20 protein-coding genes are annotated in these 23,504 nt (G+C 43.1%); 12 read left to right on the top strand and 8 right to left on the bottom strand.

Translation table 11 applies throughout. The features are described from left to right. Nucleotides 1-286: 286 nt before the first annotated feature. The 3 genes from VB714_RS01900 (at nt 287) to argH (ending at nt 3,548) form a co-directional block, all read left to right on the top strand. Nucleotides 287-1,693, top strand: a complete 1,407-nt coding sequence (locus tag VB714_RS01900; protein WP_323220605.1) for a PP2C family protein-serine/threonine phosphatase — start codon at nt 287-289, stop codon at nt 1,691-1,693. 112 nt (nt 1,694-1,805) lie between these two features. Then, nucleotides 1,806-2,054, top strand: coding sequence for a hypothetical protein (locus VB714_RS01895; protein ID WP_323220604.1), 249 nt, complete (start codon nt 1,806-1,808; stop codon nt 2,052-2,054). Nucleotides 2,055-2,153: 99 nt separating this feature from the next. Then, a complete protein-coding gene (argH, locus tag VB714_RS01890) occupies nt 2,154-3,548 on the top strand; it encodes an argininosuccinate lyase (protein WP_323220602.1) in 1,395 nt (464 codons plus the stop codon). A 153-nt stretch (nt 3,549-3,701) separates the two neighbouring features. On the opposite strand, the gene VB714_RS01885 is transcribed toward argH, so the two are convergent. Next, entirely contained in the window at nt 3,702-5,354 is a 1,653-nt protein-coding gene (locus tag VB714_RS01885; RefSeq protein ID WP_323220600.1) for an N-acetylmuramoyl-L-alanine amidase, read from the bottom strand. 31 nt (nt 5,355-5,385) lie between these two features. Further along, the gene (locus VB714_RS01880) at nt 5,386-6,336 is read right to left on the bottom strand and encodes an N-acetylmuramoyl-L-alanine amidase (protein ID WP_323220598.1); all 951 of its coding nucleotides are present in this window, start codon (nt 6,334-6,336) and stop codon (nt 5,386-5,388) included. 233 nt (nt 6,337-6,569) lie between these two features. On the opposite strand from VB714_RS01880, the gene VB714_RS01875 reads away from it, so the two are divergent. Beyond that, the gene (locus VB714_RS01875; RefSeq protein WP_323220596.1) at nt 6,570-7,235 is read left to right on the top strand and encodes a biotin transporter BioY; all 666 of its coding nucleotides are present in this window, start codon (nt 6,570-6,572) and stop codon (nt 7,233-7,235) included. A 45-nt stretch (nt 7,236-7,280) separates the two neighbouring features. Here the strand turns inward: VB714_RS01875 and VB714_RS01870 are convergent, their stop codons facing one another. Genes VB714_RS01870 through VB714_RS01860 form a run of 3 tightly spaced genes read right to left on the bottom strand, consistent with a single transcriptional unit; the run spans nt 7,281 to nt 10,125 of the window. Further along, the gene (locus VB714_RS01870) at nt 7,281-8,756 is read right to left on the bottom strand and encodes a hypothetical protein (protein ID WP_323220594.1); all 1,476 of its coding nucleotides are present in this window, start codon (nt 8,754-8,756) and stop codon (nt 7,281-7,283) included. Between the two features lie 52 nt (nt 8,757-8,808). Further along, nucleotides 8,809-9,285 (bottom strand): cupin domain-containing protein, encoded by a 477-nt coding sequence (locus VB714_RS01865; protein WP_323220593.1) that lies wholly within the window; start codon nt 9,283-9,285, stop codon nt 8,809-8,811. 51 nt (nt 9,286-9,336) lie between these two features. After that, nucleotides 9,337-10,125, bottom strand: coding sequence for a cysteine hydrolase family protein (locus VB714_RS01860; protein ID WP_323220591.1), 789 nt, complete (start codon nt 10,123-10,125; stop codon nt 9,337-9,339). A gap of 97 nt (nt 10,126-10,222) precedes the next feature. Here VB714_RS01860 and VB714_RS01855 point away from each other — a divergent pair, with 97 nt between their 5' ends. Beyond that, nucleotides 10,223-11,629, top strand: a complete 1,407-nt coding sequence (locus VB714_RS01855; protein WP_323220589.1) for an amidohydrolase — start codon at nt 10,223-10,225, stop codon at nt 11,627-11,629. 6 nt (nt 11,630-11,635) lie between these two features. Here VB714_RS01855 and VB714_RS01850 read toward each other — a convergent pair whose 3' ends face one another. Beyond that, nucleotides 11,636-13,324: a sodium:solute symporter family protein gene (locus VB714_RS01850; RefSeq protein WP_323220587.1), complete on the bottom strand. Its 1,689-nt coding sequence runs from the start codon at nt 13,322-13,324 to the stop codon at nt 11,636-11,638. Between the two features lie 220 nt (nt 13,325-13,544). Here VB714_RS01850 and VB714_RS01845 point away from each other — a divergent pair, with 220 nt between their 5' ends. From VB714_RS01845 to VB714_RS01820, 6 genes are all read left to right on the top strand, one after another. After that, nucleotides 13,545-14,513 (top strand): hypothetical protein, encoded by a 969-nt coding sequence (locus tag VB714_RS01845; protein WP_323220586.1) that lies wholly within the window; start codon nt 13,545-13,547, stop codon nt 14,511-14,513. Beyond that, the gene (locus tag VB714_RS01840; RefSeq protein ID WP_323220584.1) at nt 14,506-15,420 is read left to right on the top strand and encodes a site-specific DNA-methyltransferase; all 915 of its coding nucleotides are present in this window, start codon (nt 14,506-14,508) and stop codon (nt 15,418-15,420) included. Before VB714_RS01845 ends, VB714_RS01840 begins: the two co-directional genes overlap by 8 nt. Nucleotides 15,421-15,547: 127 nt before the next feature. Further along, nucleotides 15,548-16,585, top strand: coding sequence for a DMT family transporter (locus tag VB714_RS01835; protein ID WP_323220582.1), 1,038 nt, complete (start codon nt 15,548-15,550; stop codon nt 16,583-16,585). A 170-nt stretch (nt 16,586-16,755) separates the two neighbouring features. Next, the gene (locus VB714_RS01830; protein WP_323220581.1) at nt 16,756-17,985 is read left to right on the top strand and encodes a peptidoglycan-binding protein; all 1,230 of its coding nucleotides are present in this window, start codon (nt 16,756-16,758) and stop codon (nt 17,983-17,985) included. Then, complete coding sequence (locus VB714_RS01825; RefSeq protein WP_323220580.1) at nt 17,978-19,069, top strand: glycosyltransferase family 4 protein; 1,092 nt, start codon at nt 17,978-17,980, stop codon at nt 19,067-19,069. The genes VB714_RS01830 and VB714_RS01825 overlap by 8 nt, the downstream gene beginning before the upstream one ends. 75 nt (nt 19,070-19,144) lie before the next feature. Then, a complete protein-coding gene (locus VB714_RS01820) occupies nt 19,145-19,300 on the top strand; it encodes a CHAT domain-containing protein (protein ID WP_323220579.1) in 156 nt (51 codons plus the stop codon). Nucleotides 19,301-19,334: 34 nt separating this feature from the next. On the opposite strand, the gene thrC is transcribed toward VB714_RS01820, so the two are convergent. Both thrC and VB714_RS01810 read right to left on the bottom strand, forming a co-directional pair. Further along, a complete protein-coding gene (gene thrC, locus VB714_RS01815) occupies nt 19,335-20,453 on the bottom strand; it encodes a threonine synthase (RefSeq protein ID WP_323220578.1) in 1,119 nt (372 codons plus the stop codon). Between the two features lie 253 nt (nt 20,454-20,706). Then, nucleotides 20,707-22,206, bottom strand: a complete 1,500-nt coding sequence (locus VB714_RS01810) for a DEAD/DEAH box helicase (RefSeq protein ID WP_323220576.1) — start codon at nt 22,204-22,206, stop codon at nt 20,707-20,709. A 762-nt stretch (nt 22,207-22,968) separates the two neighbouring features. Here VB714_RS01810 and VB714_RS01805 point away from each other — a divergent pair. Further along, nucleotides 22,969-23,460 carry a helix-turn-helix domain-containing protein gene (locus VB714_RS01805; protein ID WP_323220574.1) on the top strand — a complete coding sequence of 164 codons (492 nt, stop codon included), beginning with the start codon at nt 22,969-22,971 and terminating at the stop codon, nt 23,458-23,460. Nucleotides 23,461-23,504: the final 44 nt, after the last annotated feature.

Below are 23,504 nucleotides of genomic sequence, written 5' to 3'. Positions count from 1 at the left end.
AAAAGCGATCGCCTTTAAGATTTCTCTGAAAACATAAAATAACCCAATCGTGAGTCGATCGGTCATGTTCGAGCTTCTTTTAATGGCGATTCACTGATTCTATCTGCCTCGATCGAGTATGGGTTTGCTCAAGATTTATAAATTTTACCCTTGACAAAACTTCTAGACAATGGTATCTCTCTTGAGACTACCCTATTTGTCAGTATGAGTTATGAGTAACAGGCAATCGATTATTTGCCACAAATAACAAATAACGAAACGAATAATAAATAATAAATAATTTTCTATGACTGCTACTCCCATTCCTCACCCTCAATCTTCTGTCAATAATAACGCTGCATCACAGACTCCCCCCGTTGCCGTCCTTAAAGATTTGGTCGCGCGGTTGCATCGCGAGCAAAATCGCATTCAAAATCTCCTCAGTTCGTTAGGATTTGCCCTACGTAGTTTTAATAATCTCAATCAATTTCTGGAAATTGTTCCCCTTATGGCTGCGCGAGTTACGGATGCAGATGGGGGTGCTTTGGTTTTGCTCAAACCCAATGGCCAGCCCCGTTTGGAGCAACTACACTGCCAAGAAGGTCCAGCTTGTCAAAATATGCGGCGATCGCTAGAACGCATTACCCGAGAAATTGCCTTGAGTTCTCCCGCTTCTCCTTCCGTGACATCTTTTAAAGCTAATATTTTAGACCAACAATTACAAGATGATTTAGGGGAAGAAGTTCATTTATTTGGGACTCCCATTCTCGTTAAAAATGAAGACCGAGGTAGACTTTATATTTTTAGCTACGATCCCAACTATAGTTGGACTTCAACGCGGAAGAAATTAGTGCAGTTGGTTGCGGATCAAACATCCGTGGCGATCGCCAATAATGAACTTGCCAACGAACTCCAGAAAAAAGAACGTCTCGATCGCGAACTGGAAATTGCTTCAGAAATTCAAGATCATTTATTTCCCAAACAATGCCCCATTATTACCGGGGTAGAATTAGCAGCGCGGTGTCAAACTGCTAATCGCGTTGGAGGGGACTATTATGATTTTATTCCCGCCAATTACGAGCAATTTAGTTCCTCTCCCCAACAGTTTCCCTCATCAGTTCCTTGGAGTATTGTTATTGGCGATGTCATGGGCAAAGGTGTACCGGCTGGACTAATTATGACCATGACTCGGGGGATGTTGCGGGCAGAAGTTCTTAATCGTCATCCTCCTGCTAAAATTCTTAATCATCTTAATCGGGTCATGTACGATGACCTCGAAAAATCTCATCGTTTCTTGACATTATTTTATTCAGAATACGATCCTCAAACTCGCATTCTTTCTTATACAAATGCTGCCCATAATCCCCCCTTACTCTGGCAGGCTTCCACCCAATCTATTTGTAAATTAGATACTTGGGGAATGCTCATCGGCTTAGAGATTGATTCCCAATATGAAGATGACAAAATTCAGCTAGAAACAGGAGATACAGTAATCTATTATACAGACGGCTTTACCGATGCCGTCAATCAAGAAGGCGATCGCTTCGATGAAGAACGACTTGTTGCGACTGTCGAACAAGTTTGCAAGCAAGGCGATCGCCCTCAAACTATTCTCGATTTTCTCTTCGATCGCCTTAAACAGTTCATCGGTGAAGGAAACCGTTACGAAGATGACATGACTTTGGTGGTTATGCAGGTAACGGAGGAAAGTTGATAGTTGATAGTTGATAGTTGATAGTTGATAATTAAGGAGTTTCTGTTGGGAATGGGCGATCGGGGTTGTAAAATGCAAAGGATGGAATCTATTACACGAGGAGAACAAAATTATGTTAATTCCTGGCTTAGAGGCGATCGATATGGGTTGGCACTCTATTTTGCACTGCCAAGATACATTATCAATTACATTACCGCATCTTTCTCTGAAGGGAACATTTCTCGCACAACAGGTCAGCGATACTAATGTAATCGGGCAAATGCAAGATGCCTTTAATAATTTCATTGCTTCGGGACAAGTTTGGGCTTTAATTATTGGCTTTGTGATTGGTTATGTCGTTCGCGGACTAACAGCAAGCTAGTTATTCAGTCACCCGTTACCCGTCACCCGTTGGAGATAGGTAACAGATAAAATTTATGATTCATCCCTCATCCTTTCCTATTATCCCTTATCTTTCACTATGCCAAAACAAACGTGGAGCGATCGCTTTGAAAGCGCCCTAAATCCTGTTATTGCTGAATTTAATGCCAGCATCGGTTTCGATATTGAATTACTTGAATACGATATTCGTGGCTCTATTGCTCATGCTAAAATGCTGTCACATACGGGCATTATTAGTAAAGATGAAGCCCTGCAATTAATCACGGGATTGGAACAAATTCTTTTAGAATATCAAGAAGGGCATTTTAATCCTGGCATTGAAGCAGAAGATGTTCATTTTGCCGTCGAACGTCGCTTGACAGAATTGGTGGGAGATGCGGGCAAAAAACTACATACAGCGCGATCGCGGAACGATCAGGTGGGTACAGATATTCGTCTCTATTTGCGCGATCGCATTGAGGAAATTCGCGAACAAATTCGAGACTTTCAGCAGGTTCTCCTCAAACACGCTGAAAAAAATGTTGAAACCATGATTCCAGGCTATACCCACTTACAACGGGCGCAACCTTTGAGTTTGGCGCACCACCTTCTCGCTTATTTCCAAATGTTACAACGGGATTGGGAACGCTTAGGAGAAGTTTACAAGCGCACGAATATTTCTCCTTTAGGGTGCGGTGCATTAGCCGGAACAACCTTTCCCATCGATCGCCACTATACCGCCTCTGAACTAGAATTTGGGGGATTATATGGTAATAGTTTAGATGGAGTCAGCGATCGCGATTTTGCCATTGAATTTCTCTGCGCTTCGAGTTTGATTATGGTTCACTTAAGCCGTCTCAGCGAAGAGCTTATTTTATGGGCTTCCCAAGAGTTTAATTTTATTACCCTCAAAGATAATTGTTCCACTGGTTCGAGTATTATGCCCCAAAAGAAAAACCCCGATGTTCCCGAGTTGGTGCGGGGAAAAACTGGGCGAGTTTTTGGGCATTTACAGGGAATGTTAGTGTTAATGAAAGGGTTGCCTCTGGCCTATAACAAAGATTTACAAGAAGATAAAGAGGCGATTTTTGATGGGGTCAAAACCGTGCAAGGATGTTTGGGGGCGATGACGGTTTTGTTGCGAGAAGGTTTGGAATTTAACCGCGATCGCCTCATGAGTTCCGTAGATGAAGATTTTTCCAATGCAACAGATGTAGCGGATTATTTAGCAACCAAAGGCGTACCGTTTCGAGAGGCTTACAATTTGGTTGGGAAAGCCGTGAAAACCAGTTTAGCCGCCGGAAAATTGCTCAAAGAATTAACTTTGGAGGAATGGAAGCAACTTCACCCCAAATTTGAGGAAGATATTTATCAGGCGATCGCCCCTCAACAAGTGGTTTCAGCGCGGAATAGTTATGGGGGAACGGGATTTGAACAAGTTCGCAATGCCATTAAAGAAGCAAAAGTACAGTTATTAGAAGGACATAGTAACTAAAACAGAACTTAAATATTTCCCACTGGCGAATACCCCATTCAAATATCACAAAAAATAGGTATTCTGGGAGCGAGATGCTCCCTAGCCTTTCGTTCCAGTTCGGGAAACCCAAAGCTCCGGCTCACCCCTTTGGGATGGTTAGCCGGGGTTAATTTATGCTCCTCCCCAACGAGCGCGATAGGGGCGAATATCAAGATGGAGAAGATTAGTATAGTTACTATAAATCCCCATTCCCCCCGGCCAATTTTGCAATTTTGCCGCCATTTGTCGTCCCGTCATGCCCGATCGCAATACATCCACCGCTTGACCGATTTTATGGCGAGAATACTGAGCGCCCCCTGCTTGAGAGTTCCAAGGTTCGGGACGATACCAACTTGTTATTGTGAGAGGAAATCCTCCCAAACGTTCTCGCACATCTTCTAGGCGCGTAGCTAAAGCGATAATATTATCTACGTGAGCTTTGCTTTGAGGAATGCGCTGACCGTTGTGAGTTGCTTCTCGCCAGAAAAAACTACCATTGGGAATAATCGGATCGTTGAGGAAAAAGGTACTTGTATAACCTGGTAAATGGAAAGAATCGCCGCGATCGGTCATTTGCGGGGCTTCTTCTTCGGGTTGTTGCTGCAAGGGTTCCCCATCTTGCAAAATCTCGATGTGATCGACAAAAGCATACCACGTATTAAAGCCATTAAACGTTTCTTCAAGCAGTGCTAGTTTGACATGATTTCCTTCTTCTTTCCAACTGTGCAGCGCCAGTACTTCTCCTTCTTTAATAGGATATTTTTGATTGGGATCGGCAATCTGGGAACTGTCAATCGGTTCTTGTTTGAATACCGTATCGCGAATAATTTCTACAGCTAAATTGGGTTTGGGTTGACCGAAAAGTTTACTCCAACTTTGTCCACCAATAATGCCATCTATAGTTAGTCCTTGCTGTCTTTGATAATTTTCGACTGCTTCCACAGTTTTAGCATCGTAAACCCCATCAATTTCCGAACCAACCCGATATTCAACATAACGGACGGCTAAACCTTCCGCATGATTGGGACGCAATACTGGCTGAGAAAGAATTTCGTCGATCGCCTTCCAAGTCAGAGAAACTGGGCGACCGGAAGCATTAATTCCCATCAATTGATGAAACTTTTGGGTTGCAGATTCGGTACTAGCCCCAGAAATACCATCTTCTTTTAAAGCCTTACCATTAGAATCGCGAATTTGTAAGCGATTGAGTGCCTTTTGTAAGTCTAAAGTTTGCCTTTCCTGAACTTTAGGAGTATTCGGTTTTTCTTCTGGGAGTTTACCCGCTAATCCTTTAACGATCGCATTAGTCATCGCCTCAGTATTGTAGCGCTTCATATCCTTTTCAGAATCAATAAAGCAGCATTCAATCAAAATAGCAGGCATAGCCGTATTTTTCAAAACATAGAGATGAGAACCATTTTTAACCTTGCGATTGAAAAAGCCCAAATCAATAATATTTTTTAAAATCGGATCCGCAATGCGCCGAGAAGCATCACTAATGGCATAAATTTCCGTTCCATTGGCACTACCGTTAAAAGCATTAAAGTGAATGGAAACATAAATATCAACTTTTTGGCTATTGGCGGTATTCACTCGCTTGCGTAGAGAATCTAAGACGCTACTGGCACTGCTAGGATTACAGTTTACCGCTTCGTGTCCCAGAGCCTGTAGTTTATTAATAATGAGAGTGCCGATCGCCTTGGTCAATTGATCCTCGCTACCAAATCTGGAGGAAGCGCCCGTATCGGGAGGGGCATTATGACCCATATCAATACCGAATTTCATAATTTATCTCCTTTAAGTAAACGGCAAATAGTTAACCAATCAATTTATTCCATGTTTGTGAACCGACGATACCATCAACAGTTAAATGATTGCTTTGTTGGTAGCGTTTAACGGCTGCTGCGGTATTCGGACCGAAAATCCCATCGATCGCGCTGCTGATGCGAAACTGAAGGTAGCGTACTGCTTTTCCTGTGGCATGAGAAGGGCGCAAAATCGGGCGTTCAAAAATCTCCTCGATCGCCTTCCAAGTAGCGGCACCGGCTGCACTGAGGGTTTGTAAGTCCATAATGCTATGAAAGCGATCGGTTGCCGATTGGGTTGCAGGTCCAGTAATGCCATCTTCAACTAAGGATTTACCATTGCGATCGCGGATTTGCAAGCGATTGAGGGCTTTTTGCAGTTTGAGAACCTCTGGGTTTGCCGAGATAGGCGAACTAGGCGTTCCTTGATTGGGGGGAGGTGCCTCAACTGGACTAACTCCCGTTAATCCCTTGACGATCGCATTGGCCATGGACTCCGTATTATATAAATCCATATCCCGCCGCGAGTCAATAAAGCAGCACTCAACCAAAATCGCTGGCATGGCCGTATTTTTCAATACATATAAGTGAGAGCCATTTTTAACGCCGCGATTGTAATATCCCAAGGCCACGACATTGTTAAGGACAGGTGCAGCAATTTTCCGTCCTGCGGAACTGGTGGCAAATACCTCAGTACCGCTTGCCTGCCCGTTAAACGCATTAAAATGAATGGAAACATAAATATCAACGCGGTTTGAATTGGCCGCTTGCACCCGTTTTCTGAGGGAGTCGAGAACGCTAGAAGCCCAACTTGGGTTACAGTTGACAACGCTATAACCCAAGTTTTGTAACTTGGCGATCACTTGCGTCCCCACTGCTTTGGTTAAGTCATCTTCTCGCCGAATCCCCACAGCCCCCGTATCTGGAGGTGCATTGTGTCCCATATCAATGCCAAATTTCAAGATTTTCGACCTCCAATGCGATCGTTTTTATTGTAACTGGATTAAACTGCAAAGTCACCAAACATTGATACCATCTTCAGTAAAAGCACAATTACACGCTTTAGTCGAACGTTTACCCGTATCGGAAAAGATAAACTGTAACAGTACATAGATTCTTCTTTTTGCTTCTGTAGCTTGAGAAGGGTTGCAGGTTAAGTAGTGGGTTAGAATCCTACCCTCTCCGTATTTGAAAGATGAGTACAAAACCCCCTCGTAGAAGAAGGCGCAGTCGTTCCGTTCGCCGCAAATCCTCAAATAATCCCAATCTTTCCCTACCTTACAAACTTCTTTGGGCGGTGGTGGGGTTATTGTTGACGATTGGTGGCACTTTTATGGAACCTTCTGCGACGACTTTACCGTGGAATTGGGCCACGGAAAATGGCGTACAAACTTATGCCCTAGGGGTAACGTTTCAGGTGGGGGCAGTATTACTGGTGGGATGTTTGGGAGGAAAGCAGTCAGGAGCGCTTTCACAAATTATCTATATTTTATTGGGGCTATTTTTAACGAGATTTCGTATCTTTACTCATGGTGGCGGCTTAGACTACATTACTGAGCCAACTTTTGGTTATTTATTGGGCTTTATTCCTGGCGCTTGGATTTGCGGTTCTTTGGCTTTTCGCACAAAACCCACCTTAGAAGCACTGGCATTTAGTTGTTTTTGTGGCTTATTTACCATTCATTTGTTAGGTATTACCTATTTGATCGGTTTGCACCTTTTTGGCTTTATTGATGAGGGATTTATTGCCTTATTGCAAGGAATTTTACAATATTCCTTGAATCCTTTGTTGGGACAAAGTACTATTGTCTGTGCGGTTTCTGTGTTAGCATTTGCCCTGCGGCGAATTATGTTCTATTGAACAGAAAAATGCGATCGCCATTAGAAATATAAATATTTTTTGAGACTATTTTTTGAAAAATCGCAAGAGGAAAGAAGTCAAAACTGCACTAATAATTCCTAAAAAAATACTCATTGCTAAAGGAAAGAGTATTAAACTAATTTGCAGAAAAGAAGAGATGGACTCTTCTGGAATAGTAACAAATTGTTTGATTATGATGCGACTTTCTTCTTGTCCAATGGTGGAAGCAATTAAGGAGGCCACACTAATTCCTACCCCTGCGATCGCGATCGTATTATTTAAGGTGCGTTCGTTTTGAATGCGTTCGATGGCGATAATTCCTTCTATGGTTTGAATGAAACTATTGAGGGGTTTTATGGCTTCATTGAGAACCTTATAATCCATCTCAATTTGATCGGTTTTATACTGAGTAGAGTTGGCAAATGTCTCGAAAAATTTCAGATCGCAGAGAGTAGAATTATCGCGATCGCGCATCCATTGCAAACGATTTTGATAATTTTTTCGGTTTATTTCAAGATTCATGAGATATTCTTGAAAATAGCTGAGGTGAGTACCGCACAAACGCGACATTTCCAAAGCATTTCCGAGGTCTTTTTGCAAGTGCTTCAGATCGAGTTGAGAATTTTCTAATCGTTTCGATATGTTCTCAACCATATTTTTAATATCCTCCGATGCACCTTTTAAGGTTGTTTTAATTGTGCGGCTTTGTTCGCAAACCCAGAGAATTTTGCTGCGATAATGAAACAAAGCCATAAAATCGGGATACAAATCTCCTATAATTTTTTCAATTTCGGTTTGGGTTTTATATTGAGGAAATAAACAGATTAAGAGATGATGAGTCCGATTTTCTCCATCAAGAATTATATCGGGTTGTTCGAGTTCGTAAAAATATGCCTCTTGATAGATTCCCCGTCCGATCAAATCTTGTTTCCAATTAATTTTTTTGGTGATTTCTAAATGTTTATAACAAGATTCTGCAATTTTTTCGATTTCCTTTGTGTCTTGAGTTGCACTATCAATCTGTCCTAAAAAAAGCCAGCTTTGTCCGAGTTGAGCCGGTGTTTTTGTGGTATGATTGTCAATGATTCTGACAAATTTTTGCAGTTCTATAAATCTTTGTGCGGTAGAGTTTTGTTCGCGATCGGGATCGTTATTGCGTCCAGTACAATTGATTTGTAAAGCAAGGGTATCTCCCAGTTTAACAGGATAATAGTAACCATCGAGGGGGGCATCAAAGGGTTTAATCTGTGAATCTAACAGTTCGATATAGTTAGAAAAATCTCGTTCTTTCTTTTTAAAGGCTTCTAGATTTTGTTCGATATAGTTTTCGTCGTAAATGCGATTCCAAAAACGGCGGCGATCGCTGGAAATATCCTGTTCGCTTTTACCGAGTCCACTATACAGATCGTAGAGGAAAATATCGACACTGGGATCGGATATGGATGGAGTTTGGTTCATTTCATTAGAAAACCCGTAGATTGGGGAACAAGCATCTTTCTTCTGACTGATTATATCATTCATAAAAGGATACAATCTCAATTTCTGGAAAGATATCTTCATAATTATTCATTATTCATCGACTTCCTGTCAGAACTTGAAAATCTTCCTCATCTAATTCTACTCGCGTACCACTCCGAATTAGTTCAACAAAATCTTCATTGGGAACCATAAAACAAAGAGTATAAAGTCTTCCCAAACCCGTATTGCGAATTTCATGAATACCCGTTGGAGGAACTAGCAAACTATCTCCCGTTTGGATCGGAACAGTTTTTCCATCACAGATCGCCTTTCCTTCACCTTTCAGAATAAAAAACATTTCTACCGCAATATTATGACGATTGGGAGGTGTTTTTCCCCCAGGATCGAAGATTTCCACACAAAATGTTAAAGATGCTGCTGCTATTTCTGGATCGAAGACGATCGCCAAACGATTTGTATCATGAGGGCTAATACGATAAGCGATATAATCTTGAGGAGATTTAACCGTGGGAATCATGCACTGCGTTGGAATACTACAGCGATCGGCGATTTTATCTAGAGATAAAGTCATGGTTAATTGTGGGTGATAGAGTTAGTAAAAAAATTGGGTTTAAAAAATTGTCTATTTTTCATCATTCATCATTCCCCGCATACTTTTTTGCAAGGTCTGAGAATCAGTCACAAACCCAAAACATTGCTTGACATTATAAAGCGTTGCTTGCAAACAATATTCAGGAGAAGTTGTCGCGCTACAATCTTGTAATAAAATACAATCGTAACTCAAAAAATTAGCATCTTGTAACGTTGCCATTACGCATTGATCGATATTGACTCCAGCAAAGAAAAGCGTCGTTTTGCCTAAGTTTTTTAAAATGCTGTCGAGGGGAGTATCCCAAAATCCACTCATGCGATACTTATCAATGCAGATATCTTCTGGTTTTTGTGATAACTCATCTATCACCGCAGCAGCCCAACTTCCAGCCATTAAAACTGGGGCGTTATTCTTAGGGAGAGGGTCTCCCAAGCCGACTCCTTCTCCTGTAGGGTTATAAACGTGATGAATTCCGGCACTAATATTAAGCAAATCGGGACGATTACCCCAATTTACCCAGAGAATGGGGACATTTTGCGATCGCAATAAAGGTAATAAATTTTGTAAGGGTGCGATGGGCGATCGCGCTGGACTCACATCGACTCCAATACTCGCTAACCAACCATCAGGGTGACAAAAATCATTCTGCATATCAATAACTAGCAAAGCAGCTTTGGCTAAATCTAAGCGTAGGAGTTTTGTCTCTGTGGGTAATGTGATAACCTTGGATTCTAAAGGAGGACGAGTAATATCGGCAATTTCTGCATTCACTTGCCAAGCATTGGGAGGAGTCCCTAAAATATGTAAAGATTGATTCATAATTTTGCGATTGGCAATTTGACTGAATTTTCTGATTTTGATTCAGGTTACGATCTGCCTATACTAAGGATAATCTTTACTATAATTGATAATTGAGATGAATTTTACCATTCAAAATGTTTTGATTTCTACAGATACGGGATATGTTCGCGTTGACGTGCAAATTGAAGGAGATGCGATCGCCAAAATTGCACCCGATCTCGAAGCCAAAGGCACTATTATTGATGGAACAAATAAGTTATTATTACCTGGTTTTGTCAATGCCCATACCCACTCTTCAGAAATGTGGCAGCGCGGGTTAATTTCCCCTTATCCTTTAGAATTATGGTTGACGCAACTCTATGATTTTCCGCCAGTAGAAATAGAGCAAATTTATCTCAGTGCTTTAGGTACTGCAACAGAAACTTTATTATCAGGAGGAACTTGCGTTGTCGATCATTTAGTCCTCATTCCAGGGCAAGAAATGGAGACAATTGCAGCAACTGTACGCGGTTATCAAGAGATTGGTATTCGGGCATTTATTGGTCCATTGATTTACGATCGCGATCTGGAAGAAGGTATTCCCGATGGGGGTAAAAACCGAGAAATTAAAGACGGTTGTTGGACAACAGAGTGGGTTTTAGAGTTGTTGCAAGCTGCTATTGAAAAGTTCCATCATCCCGAAACTGGTGTTAGTATTATGACAGCACCAACGGGAACGCAATTATGTTCAGATGCTTTATTTAAAGGCTGTATTGAGTTAAGCGATCGCTATAATTTATGTCGCCATACTCATCTTCTCGAAACGAAGGCACAGGAGAAACTCGCCCAAGAAAAATATGCTTGTACGGCAGTAGAATATTTAGATCGGATTGGTTTTTTAAGCGATCGCACTTCTTTAGCGCATTGCATTTGGCTGAATGATGATGATATTTCTTGCTTGGCGAAAACCCAATCAACGGTAGTCCATAACCCATTAAGTAATTTACGATTGGGGAGTGGAATTGCCCCGATTTTAAAATATCGTCAAGCAGGGGTTAATGTTGCTTTTGGTTGCGATGGAGCCGCCAGCAGTGATGGTCAAGATATGCTAGAAGCGATTAAAATTGGCACGATGCTGCACAATATTACCGATTTTGAGTATCGTCACTGGATCGATCCGCAAGAATCAATAAAAATGGCTTCTTTAGGAGGAGCAACAGGAATCAATTTAGATGATAAAATCGGCTCATTAGAAGTAGGTAAAAAAGCAGATTGCGTGCTTTACGATCTAACTAATTTATCTTTACTACCCCGTACCGATCCCATCGGATTGTTAGTTTTTGGTCGTCCCAACCAGGTTGTTGATAGCGTTTGGGTGAATGGCGATCGCGTCGTTGCAGCAGGTAAACTCACTCATATCGACCTGGAGAAATTGCGCCAAGACCTGTTTAAATATAGCGATTGGACGCGCGATCGCAAATCTGTAACAACGGAGAAAGTAGAGGCACATTATCGCCGTATTATGGGATTAGAAAATGATTAATCTAGATTAATCTAACTGTTCTTCGCCGATATCCATGAGGGCAAAAGGGGCATCTTCCGGCGATCGCAAATCATCGACTAATTGCTGCACATCTAAGGGAGGAGGAGGAGTTAAACGCGAAACAGATAAGGTAACAATAAAATTCAAAATTGCACCCATTGCACCGATCCCTTGGGAAGTAATACCAAAACACCAGGGAGACATCCCCAAAAACTGTTCGCCGATAATATAGACAGCAGTAAAAATAAAACTCACCAGCATTCCCGCGATCGCCCCTTCTTTGTTCGTCCTCTTGTCAAAAATTCCTAACAAAAGTACCGGAAAGAAACTTGCCGCAGCAAAACCGATGGACATAGTAATAATTTCTCCCACAAATCCAGGGGGATTAATACCAAAATACCCCGCAATGGCGATCGCAACGCAGACCATGATTCGCCCTAACATGACCCGTTTTTCTTCAGAAGCCTCGGGGTCAATGAGGCGATAATAAATATCGTGGGCAATAGAACTGGAAATAACTAATAATAACCCCGCCGCCGTGGAAAGAGAAGCCGCTAATCCTCCTGCTGCAACCAGGGCGATCGTCCAAGGGGCGAGTTGGGCGACTTCTGGGGTTGAGAGAAAGACGATATCGCGATCGATGCTTATTTCGTTGCTGTCCTGATTTGGGGTTAATTCAATGCGCCCATTCTGATTCTTGTCATCAAATCCTAATAAACCCGTATTTTCCCACTTTACAGCCCAGTCTAAAGCGTGAATTTCCGTGGGGGTTTTGTCGTGCAAACTGGTAATGAGATTGTAGCGAGAAAATTCTGCCACCGTGGGAACTGTGGTCAGGAGAAGGGCGATAAATAGCACCGCCCAACCCACCGAATATCTTGCCGCCCGAGGGCTAGGGACGGTATAGAAACGGACAATAACATGAGGGAGTCCCGCACATCCCAAGCAGAGAGAAATCGTAATAAACAAAATATCAAGTTCAGATTTATTAACGAAGGGTTGAGTATAGTTGTGAAACCCCAGATCGAGAGTAATCGCATTCAGTTTATCCGTAATATCTCCAAAAACAAAGGCCAATTGGGGGATGGGATCTCCCGTTAAGATCCAGGCGATCGCGCAAGCTGGAATCAAATAAGCGGTGAGTAAGACGACATATTGTGCCACTTGGGTCCAAGTAATGCCCTTCATGCCCCCTAAAATGGCAAAAAAACCAACGATCGCCATGCCGATAACGACTCCTGCACTAATGGGAACTTGCAGAAAGCGACTAAAGACAATCCCCACGCCGCGCATTTGTCCGGCAACGTAAGTCACACAAATGATAATGGATATCCCCACGGCAATAATGCGGGCAGCTTTGGAGTAATAGCGAGTCGCAATAAAATCTGGGACGGTATATTGTCCGAATTTTCGCAGGTAAGGGGCAATCAGCAAGGCAAGGAGAACAAACCCGCCGATGCTGACGATATAGATAAAACCATCATAACCAAGAAAGGAAATCAACCCAGCGCTAGAGATAAAGGTGGCAGCAGACATATAATCGGCGGCAGTTGCAGCGCCGTTGGCAATGGCGGGAACCCCTCTTTCAGCCACAAAAAAGCCTTCGCTATCTCGGATCCGCGATCGCCAGCCAATATAGGTATAAATCAAAAAGGAAAGGGTAACAAAAAGAAAAGTCCACGCTTCTACAGTCATTATCAATTATCAATCATCTATATGGAGTATATTCTGGAGAATGCAAATCTTCTACCCGTTACTGAATTTCTCTGGGCGAGGGCGGAGTTAAACAAGATGCGATCGCGGCGATCGTCAATCCTATAATGTTTATGTTTCTACCGTCTTATTTTTTACGTTCACTAAAAATTGATTTCATTCCCTCATACGTGATACAATATGCCAATATTTTATTAAATCAATGAATGAACTAATTGTACATCAGGTCAATATTACTCATTATAGATTGGTCGAGCTATCGAAACTAGCTGACCAAGCAAAACCTTTTTATGATTGGGTTGAAAGAATAGCAAAAAAGCAAACAAGTTCTCACAAATCACTTCATGATATACTGATGAACTCAACAAAAAATACTCTTTCTAGTATAATCTTAAATTGTTATAGCGAAACTGATGAAAAAAGACCGCTTTTATTTGATGGAGTAGGAAGGGTATATCCACATCCAAAAGCGTGCTTTTATTTTTTTTCTTGGGTAATTAGAGATGCACCTCAGCAAAGACTTGCACCCTTAATTTCACGAATGCGTAAATTAGAAAAACTTGAAAAAGTCATAGCTGAAACGGATACACTCGTAGAACTTATTTTTGAGTATAAAAATCATATTAAAAGTTTCGATTGGTTAACGGTGAGAGAAGTTATAATCGATCGCCTCGAAGGATCTCGAAGAAGCATTAAAGGACATCACTTAGAAGCAAATGTGAGAACTGCTATAGTTACAGCTTTTCAAAACTATTTTGCTATATATGGAAACTATGGAAAATATAAAAAGATTAAGATTGCTCCTAAACAAATCAAAATAGGTAATCATACTATTGATGTTTCTGTAGAACTCGTCCCCAAAAATGGTAAAGCTAACGAAATCTTATTAATACCAATAAAAACAAGAGAAACTGAAGGTGGAGGTCATGCACATATATTTACAAGGGATTTAATTGCTGCAATTCACGAACTTCAAGAGGATGCGAATACCTATTATATCATGGCAGTAATTATTGCTCAAAATTGGTCAGCATCTGAATTGGGAAATATTAATAATCGAATAAATTTAATTTTTCATTTCAACATGAGTCCAAACAAATTTCAAGGATTTGATGAGGCGACACAGATAGATTTAAACAAGTATATTGAGGGAATTCTTAATCATGATTAAGCAGGTAAATTATAATAATATCATTAATCAAGTTCTTCTGGGAGATATCAGAAAAACTTATGAAAAAATACCCGATAATTATTTTCAGTCAATTATTACTAGCCCTCCTTATTTTGGTCATAGAAAATACTCAGGAGAAGATTTAAGTCAAGATGAAATAGGGAGAGAAAAAGACCTAAATGAATATATCAAGAATCTTACTTTTTGTTTTGAAGTAATTAAATCTAAATTAAAAGACACGGGAGTTTTATGGCTAAATTTGGGAGATACTTATCGAAAAAAAGAATTATTAGGTGTTCCGTGGCGCGTTGCATTTGCTCTCAAGGATAAGGGGTGGATGCTTAGAAGTGATATTATCTGGAAAAAGCCCAATGCTATGCCATCATCAGTTAAAAATAGACCAACAACCGATCATGAATATATATTCCTTTTCTCAAAAACATCTGATTACTATTATGACGCAGACTCTATTAGAGAACCTCATGTAACATTTAGTTCAGAATCAAAAATGAGAGGAGGAAGAAAACATCTGGGTAAAAAAAATGGTACGCCAGAACAAGGTAAAAATGAAGGAAACCAAAACTTACATAATGGTCGTTGGGATCAAGCCTTTCATCCTCAAGGGAGAAACAAAAGAACGGTTTGGGAAATACCGTTAGGAAAATTTAGAGATGCACATTTTGCGGTCTATCCTGAACAATTAGTTGAGACTTGTCTACTTGCTTCAACAAAAATGGATGATATTGTCTTTGACCCTTTTACAGGTTCGGGAACAACGGGTGTTGTTGCTATCAAAAATAATCGGAAATTTATTGGCTGTGAATTAGTTGAAACCTATCAAAAAATGGCTCAAAAGAGAATCGATAACACGAATTACCAGCCAACAATTTTTGCGATAAAACAGTAATATTGTTCTCATTTTTTGTCTCGATCGCGATCGCGTACCTTGCCATAATTTTTCTGTAAATTTTCTCAGGACTGTAACAAAACTCAATATTTGCTTACAATGGAGCAAAGAAACTCAATTGTCCTTCATGCAAGCCCAATCCAGTACCCAAAACCCCCTTCTTACCCCCCTGATTCTCATATCCCCGTTTTTCCTGTGGGGGACGGCAATGGTCGCCATGAAAGGCGTTATTGCTGACTCAACGCCCTTGTTTATGGCGGGTTTTCGCCTTCTCCCCGCCGGAATCCTAATTTTAGCCGTCGCCGCAATTTTCAAACTTCCACAACCGAAAACATGGCGGGCTTGGGGGTGGATTGGCATTTTTGCCCTCTTGGATGGGTTAATGTTTCAAGGCTTTCTGGCCGAGGGATTAATGAGAACTGGCGCGGGTTTGGGGTCTACCCTGATCGACTCCCAACCCATCGCGATCGCCTTACTTTCAAGTTGGTTATTTGCAGAAGCGATCGGGTTTTGGGGCTTTCTGGGATTGGCGATCGGCGTTATTGGCATTGGTTTTGTGGGTTTACCCGATGAATGGATTATCGAGGGATTAACGCATTTTTCTTTCTCCGGTTTCTCTCATGGAGGGAACTTATTCAACAGTGGGGAATGGTTGATGCTTTGTGCTTCCCTCTCAATGGCTTTGGGGACCATTAGCATCCGTTATGTCAGTCGCCATGCCGATCCGGTAGTTGCGACGGGATGGCACATGATTTTAGGCGGTTTACCCCTGTTTGCCATGTCAGCATTCTGGGAGCAAAATCAATGGGTTAATATTGACAGTAATGGCTGGCTGGCCTTAGCCTATTCGACGGTATTTGGTAGCGCGATCGCCTATGCCTTATTTTTCTATATCGCCTCTAAAGGCAATCTCACCAGTTTTACCTCTCTAACTTTCCTAACCCCAATTTTTGCCCTTATTTTCGGCAATATTTTCCTTTCAGAAATTCTCAGTCCTCTTGAATGGGTAGGAGTCACCTTAACTCTTGTTAGTATTTACCTGATTAATCAACGCGATCGCCTCCATCGTACTTGGCAGAATTTCCGCGATCGCCACCTCTTCCCCTCTCTTCCAATAGAAAATTCCCCACCTCTTCCCATCACAGTAACCGATTCAGAACCGTAGGGGTTTGGTCTCCAAACCCATTCCCCCGTTTTTTTTCGTATCCATCCCTTTTACGCAATCCTCGCGCTAAGATTGTCACAGCTAATCCTGGGTGTTGTTTTGCTCTGCTAAAGGGAAACAATTTTATTGTTCCCCGATCATTCATCCCTCATCATTTATCCCTTTAAAGAATGTTTGGCGATCGCATTTTCTCCTTCCTCCTATTTTCACTACTTTGTGGTGGCGCAACCCTTGGCAGTGCTAATATGCCAATGGCTTTAGCTCAATCCCCCTCAGAATCCCCCTCGATTGCCCAAGCAGAAACCCCTTCTCCAACAACACCTTCCCCTAAAAATCCCTCTAAACTCAAACCAGGAGATGAAGGGGATATCGTCATGGAATTGCAAAACCGACTCAAGCAACTCGGTCACTACGAAGGGGATGCGACGGGCAAGTATGATGAAAAAACTAAAGAAGCAGTGGCTAAATTTCAAACCAGTCAGAAATTAGAACCCACAGGAATTTTCGATGAAGCTGCCTTCGATAAATTGCGAGAAATTCAAAATATTCCCGTCCCCAGAAGATCGAGTCCACCGCGCAAAAGGAGACCCAGCAAAAAAGCCCTTGCTGCGATCGGTGCCGGAGGACTGGTAACGCTATTAGGGTTAGGTGGGGCGATCTTTTTACTATTGCGCTATATTAATCAGGGAAATCGACAAGATTGGCAGGAAATTGAGGCGATCGACGAAGAGGAAATCCCAGAATCAGAATTATTCTCAGCAACAGAACCCTTTCAGGATGCAGAAGCCTTCGTTAAAGCAGATGACCATCATACCGTAGACCTCGCCAAACCCTTCCTCACTGTCCCAAATTCTTCTCACACAGAAATTCCTGATAGTTGGGACGAAACTGCGGCACCTTCTTCCTCCTTTGTTGCAAACAGTAACATTCCGCCAGCAATTCCCCCCCGCGATCGCCCGAATTTGCCCTTAGTTAAATTAGATCCGATTGAAGAACTCATTCGCGAGTTACACTCCCCAGATCCCGACACCCGCAAGAAATCAATCTGGGAATTAGCGCAACGGTCAGACTCGCGGGCAGTACAACCTCTCGTGGGCTTACTTTTAGAGTCAGATTCTCAACAACAATCCCTGATTTTAGAGGCACTCTCCCAAATTGGCACCCGCACCCTCAAACCCATGAATCGCGCTTTAGCACTCTCCCTGCAAGATGATAATGCCCAAGTCCGAAAAAATGCCATTCGCGATTTAACCCGCGTTTACGAGTTGATTGCTCAATTAAGCCAATTGATTTACTATGCCACCGATGACCCAGATCCAGAGGTGCAAGAAACCGCAAAATGGGCATTGGGTCAGTTAAGTCACATTCGGATGCTGCCAAGCGATCGCAACCATGAATAAGGAAGCCAAAAAATTACAATTATTATTTGCCTCTACCCCCGTCGGTGCCTTGGGTTCTGGATTGGGAGGTGGGGTGGAACTCACTTTAAAGAATTTTGCTGAAGAATTGCAGCGACGGGGACATCAGATCAAGATTATTGCCCCCAAGGATTCCCGCTTACAAGGCTTTCCGGTGAAGGAAATTGAGGGATCTCTACAAATTGCCGCCCAAACTCAAAAGCGAGATAATCCAATTATCCTACCGGAAAATTCCGTTCTCGAACAAATGTGGGATTATGCCAGAACCGTGCAGGATCGCTTTGATTTAATTGTCAATTTTGCCTATGATTGGCTGCCTTTTTATTTAACGCCTTTTTTTACTTGTCCCATTGCTCATTTAGTGAGTATGGGATCGTTGACGACGGCAATGGATCGGGCGATCGCCGAAACCTGGCGGGTTTTTCCCGAAACTTTAGCATTTTATAGCCGCGCTCAGGCAGAAACCTTTCCCGAGATTGTCAATCCTCGCTGTTTGAGTAGCGCGATCGCCCTCGAAAAATACCAATTTTGCGAGCAGCCTGATAATACTTTAGCTTGGGTTGCTCGCATTTCCCCGGAAAAAGCCCTCGAAGATGCAGTACTTGCGTCCCAAAAGACGGGCATTCCGTTGCAAATTTTTGGCAAGATCGATCGCCAGGACTATTGGCAGCAAATCCAGGATCGGTATCCGAATGCACCTATTGAACATCAGGGTTTTTTATCTACAGAAGAATTACAGGCACAATTGGGAAAATGCCGCGCCCTTTTAATGACTCCTCGCTGGACCGAGGCTTTTGGTAATGCGGCGATCGAGGCACTGGCCTGCGGCGTTCCCATTATCGCCTATAAGCGCGGCGGACTCGTGGAAATCGTGCGGGAGGGTCGAACGGGCTTTTTAGTCGAACCTGACAGCGTAGAGGGCTTAATTGCTGCCATTGAACGCATTGATGAATGCGATCGCGCCGCCTGTCGTCAACAAGCTGAAAGAGAATATTCTTTACAAGCATTAGGCGATCGGCTGGAGGCATGGTTATACGATATTGTCGAAGCCCGTCGTACTACTTAGGGTTTGCTGAAAAAGTTAGAAAAAAAACCTGCCGAAGCAGGGTGACGGGATTCATGACCAAAAAAGTAATGGCAAGTGAGCGATTCGGGAACATTTGGACTAATGACTACTTTTTATGAACAGTTAAAAGAGGCACCCATAAAAGCCGAAGCGTTAAGGCGATCGCAGTTAGCAATGATTCGCGGAGAAACGAGATTAGGAGAGGGAGAAGTTATTACCCCCTTGAATTGATAATTTTGAATTGACAGGCGATCGCGCAAAAAACCTAAAATCCCATTACTTTCGCAATACTTTCTAAATCCGATCCAACCCCAGAATGAATTTTATTGTGACTATATTCGATCGCCGCATCGGGATCTTTCAAACCATTTCCCGTTAAGACACAAACAATAGTCGCCCCTGCTGGGATTTGGTCTTTGACTTGTAGCAATCCTGCCACAGAAGCCGCACTCGCAGGCTCACAAAATACCCCTTCCTCCTTCGCTAAAATCCGATAAGCATCTAAAATTTCCTCATCGGTAACGGCTTTAATTTCCCCCTTTGATTCCTGTTGTGCCGCGATCGCCTTTTGCCAACTGGCAGGATTTCCCACTCGAATTGCCGTGGCGACAGTTTGGGGAGAAGCAATAGGATGTCCCATGACAATCGGTGCCGATCCCGCCGCTTGAAAGCCCATCATTTTCGGTAAGCGGCTGCTAAATCCTTGTTCGCGGTACTCGCAAAATCCCATCCAATAGGCGCAAATATTGCCCGCATTACCCACGGGAATACACAACCAGTCCGGTGCATCTCCCAAATTATCAATGATTTCAAAAGCGCCTGTTTTCTGCCCTTGTAAGCGATAAGGATTGAGAGAATTAACCAAAGTGACAGGATAGTTATCAGACATCTTGCGGACAATTTCCAAACAGCGATCGAAGTTACCCTCAATAGCAATCACTTCTGCACCGTATAAAAGTGCTTGAGCCATTTTCCCTAAAGCCACATAGCCATCGGGGACGATCACAAAAGCCCGAATTCCCGCCCGACGCGCATAAGCTGCCGCCGAAGCCGAGGTGTTTCCCGTAGAAGCACAGATTACGGCTTTATCTCCAGCCTCTTTGGCCTTAGACAAAGCCATGGTCATGCCCCGATCTTTAAAACTTCCCGTTGGGTTTAACCCGTCGTATTTAAGAAAAATCTTGACATCCCGACCAATCCGTTGCGCGATCGCCGGGGCGGGAATTAAAGGGGTATTGCCCTCCAAAAGGGTGACAACGGGAGTTGCATCGCTAACTGGCAAAAAAGCGCGATAGGTTTCAATCAGACCGCGCCAGCGCAAAACAGGGCGATCGGCGTTGTTATTGGAGCGAGAAACCGGGGCAGTAGAAGGACTTAAAACCACAATTGACGTTAAATGTTGACGTTAAATGACCGATCGAGAAAACTAACAAAAAAATAGGAAAGATTGACGATCCTATCTTTCCCATTGTGACATTTTTTTGATTGGAGACGGCAGAATCTTGAAGGAATTCTGAGTGATAGGACTTACGCATTAGCGGGCAGGATGCCCGCACTACCCTAACAATACAGTAGTGGGAGCGTCTCGCTCCTTAGCTGCGTAAGTCATAACTCAGAATTTCTAAACTCTACAATCCCTACTTTACTCGGTCGGAGAGTTGTACTTTTTTGGGCATTTCAACGGGACCGCGAGAGGGACGAGAGGAGCGATCGTTGCGATCGTACCGCTTATTCGACGAACGGCGATCGCGATTACCACCACCACCGCGCTTAACAGGCTTAGAAAAGTCCTCAGAAGGAACTTCCCAGTCTCCCTGCATCCAACTCGGACAGGACTGGTCGTAAACCATTTGCAAGGCCGCTGCCGCGATCGCATGGGGATCGTATTCTTCTCCCAATTCTTTCACGGTGGAGAGGAAAGAGGCCATGCGTTCTCCCGATAGGGCTTCTTTCATTTGCTCTTTGAGTTTCTCCAGGCGGCGGGTTTCTACATCCGATCGCGAGGGAATGCGACTGACAGGTAGTTTTTGATGCAAGCGATTTTCGATCCGCCGCAGCAAATGGCGATCCATGGGTTGAATCAGAGAAATTGCCGTTCCGGTTTTGCCCGCGCGTCCCGTCCGACCGATACGGTGGATGTAAGTTTCCGAATTATCGGGGAGATCGTAGTTGATCACGTGGCTGAGATCCTGTACGTCCAAGCCTCGGGCGGCAATGTCTGTCGCTACCACTAAGCGCACCTGACTATTGCGAAAACGGTGTACTAAGCGTTCTCGCTGACTTTGGCTCAAATCGCCGTGATATTCATCTACATTGTGTCCCGCCGATTGTAACTTGCTGGTGACTTCCGCCGCCGCCCGTTTGGTGCGAACGAAAATAATACCGGCTTCTGGCTCTTCCATTTCCAGAATGGGCTGTAATGCCTTAATCTTTGGCCAGCTTCGGGGGATATTATAGATTCGCTGTTCGATACGAGACGGGGCCGCTTTGGTCTGTTTGGCGGAAACCGTGGTGGGGGATTTGAGGAAGCGATCGATTAACTTGCGAATTTCTGCGGGCATTGTTGCCGAGAAACAAGCTGTACAGCGTTCGTCAGGGGTTTGTCTGAGGATTTTCTTGACATCATCGATAAAGCCCATGCTTAACATTTCATCGGCTTCATCCAATACGACCCAACGTAAAGTATCTAAAAGCAAATCTTTGCGATCTAACAGGTCAATGACCCGTCCAGGGGTGCCCACAACAATCTGGATCCCCCGTTGTAAACTGCGAATTTGCCGTTCGATGGACTGACCCCCGCACACGGTCAGAACCCGCAGGCGATCGCGGTTATGAGAGGGTTTATTGTTGCCCCAAAAATCATCGATCGCTTGGGTGACTTGTTGTGCCAGTTCTCGCGTGGGAGTCAGAATCAAAGCCTGAACTGTCCGAGCATTGGGATCGATTTGCTCGAGAATGGGCAGCGAAAAGGCTGCTGTTTTACCGGTTCCCGTCTGTGATTGTCCTACTACATCTTGTCCTGCCAATAATATGGGGATGGCTTGCTCCTGAATTTCCGTCGGCTCTTCAAAACCAATTGCTTCGAGTTGCTCGATGCGTATATCGGACAGTCCCAGACTTTTGAACGAAATTGTCATATGTAACTCGTTATGTTTTTCGTTGGCTATTAGTTTACGAAACTTAATCAATTTTGGGAATAGTCAATCGGCGATCGATTGGCGATCGCTTTAATTGCGCTGATGGCGATCTGAGAGGCTAACCCCCGATTCTGTATAATACTGGGACAATTTCCCGATGCTACACTGACGGAGTGGTTTATCTAGATTTGTTGACATGACGCTACATCTTCCCCCGCAGGTTCTTGAATCAAAATTTTGTAGCGTTTGGTTTGGATGCCTACAGGAGAAGTGAACAGGAGTAGTGATTGATTGATCTGGCTCGATCGAGCGGTATTGTATTCCCCCAAAACAGCGCGATCGAAAAGTAATTCTCGCTAGTGACATCCCGCTATACTAACCGCAAAGCGAATGAGTATAGGTTTCTTGAAGATTCTCAGATCGTTTTAGAACAGTTCGTCAGAACCGTGAACTAAATTAAGTTTCGATCTCCAACCATCATACACCATTGTAAAGATTTTTGACCTTAAGTTTGACATTAGGCGATCGCAATGCGCCCATTTTTGGGATGACAGACCGCTAGGGCGGGCAGGTTAATTATAAAGATACTCCCTTTGCCTAATAGTTTTAAGCAGTTGAATATCGATCCTGATTCTCCTTCTTGATTCTTGAAAATGCGATCGCGGAGTGTGGCTTTAGCCGTATCGCTTCTGCGTTTTCTCCAAAAGAATTCGAGGTGATTTTTCTCATGTTACACTTATTACAGTTAAGTTTATATCTGCCATGACTGCGAGTCCCTCAATCAATACCCCAGTTTTTGAACCGCAACCTGATTCTGAAGACTTGGTGCGTTTTACCCAATTATTGGAGAAGGCGCACCCTAAATTGATGGGCATGGATGGTGAGGAAATTCCTTTACCAGAATCGATTTACAAGGTTTTACGGCAAGTCACGCCACTTTTAACTCAGGGAAAGGGAGTGACTATTCTTCCTCAAGAACATCTTTTGACGACTCAAGAAGCAGCAAATTTGCTGAATATCTCTCGTCCGCATCTCTATAAACTTTTGGATCGAGGAGATATTCTCTTTACGAAAATTGGTTCTCATCGCCGGGTTAAAACTGAGGATGTTTTAAGCTATCGGCAAAAGCGAGATAATGAGAGAAAAATGAACCTCGATCGACTCATTAGCGAAAGTCAAGAGTTGGGTTTTTACGAGGTTGAACAAAATGTCGAGCGCAGTCCCTCTCTTACTTGGTTGGATATGGCGAACTAAATTCGCCATCCCCCAAGCGCTACCCATAATCTTTGATTTGGGTA

Source organism: Spirulina sp. 06S082, assembly GCF_034932145.1.
GTDB lineage: Bacteria > Cyanobacteriota > Cyanobacteriia > Cyanobacteriales > Spirulinaceae > CCY15215.
The sequence above is the reverse complement of the archived record's forward strand: the minus strand, read 5'-3'. Positions and strand labels throughout refer to the sequence as shown.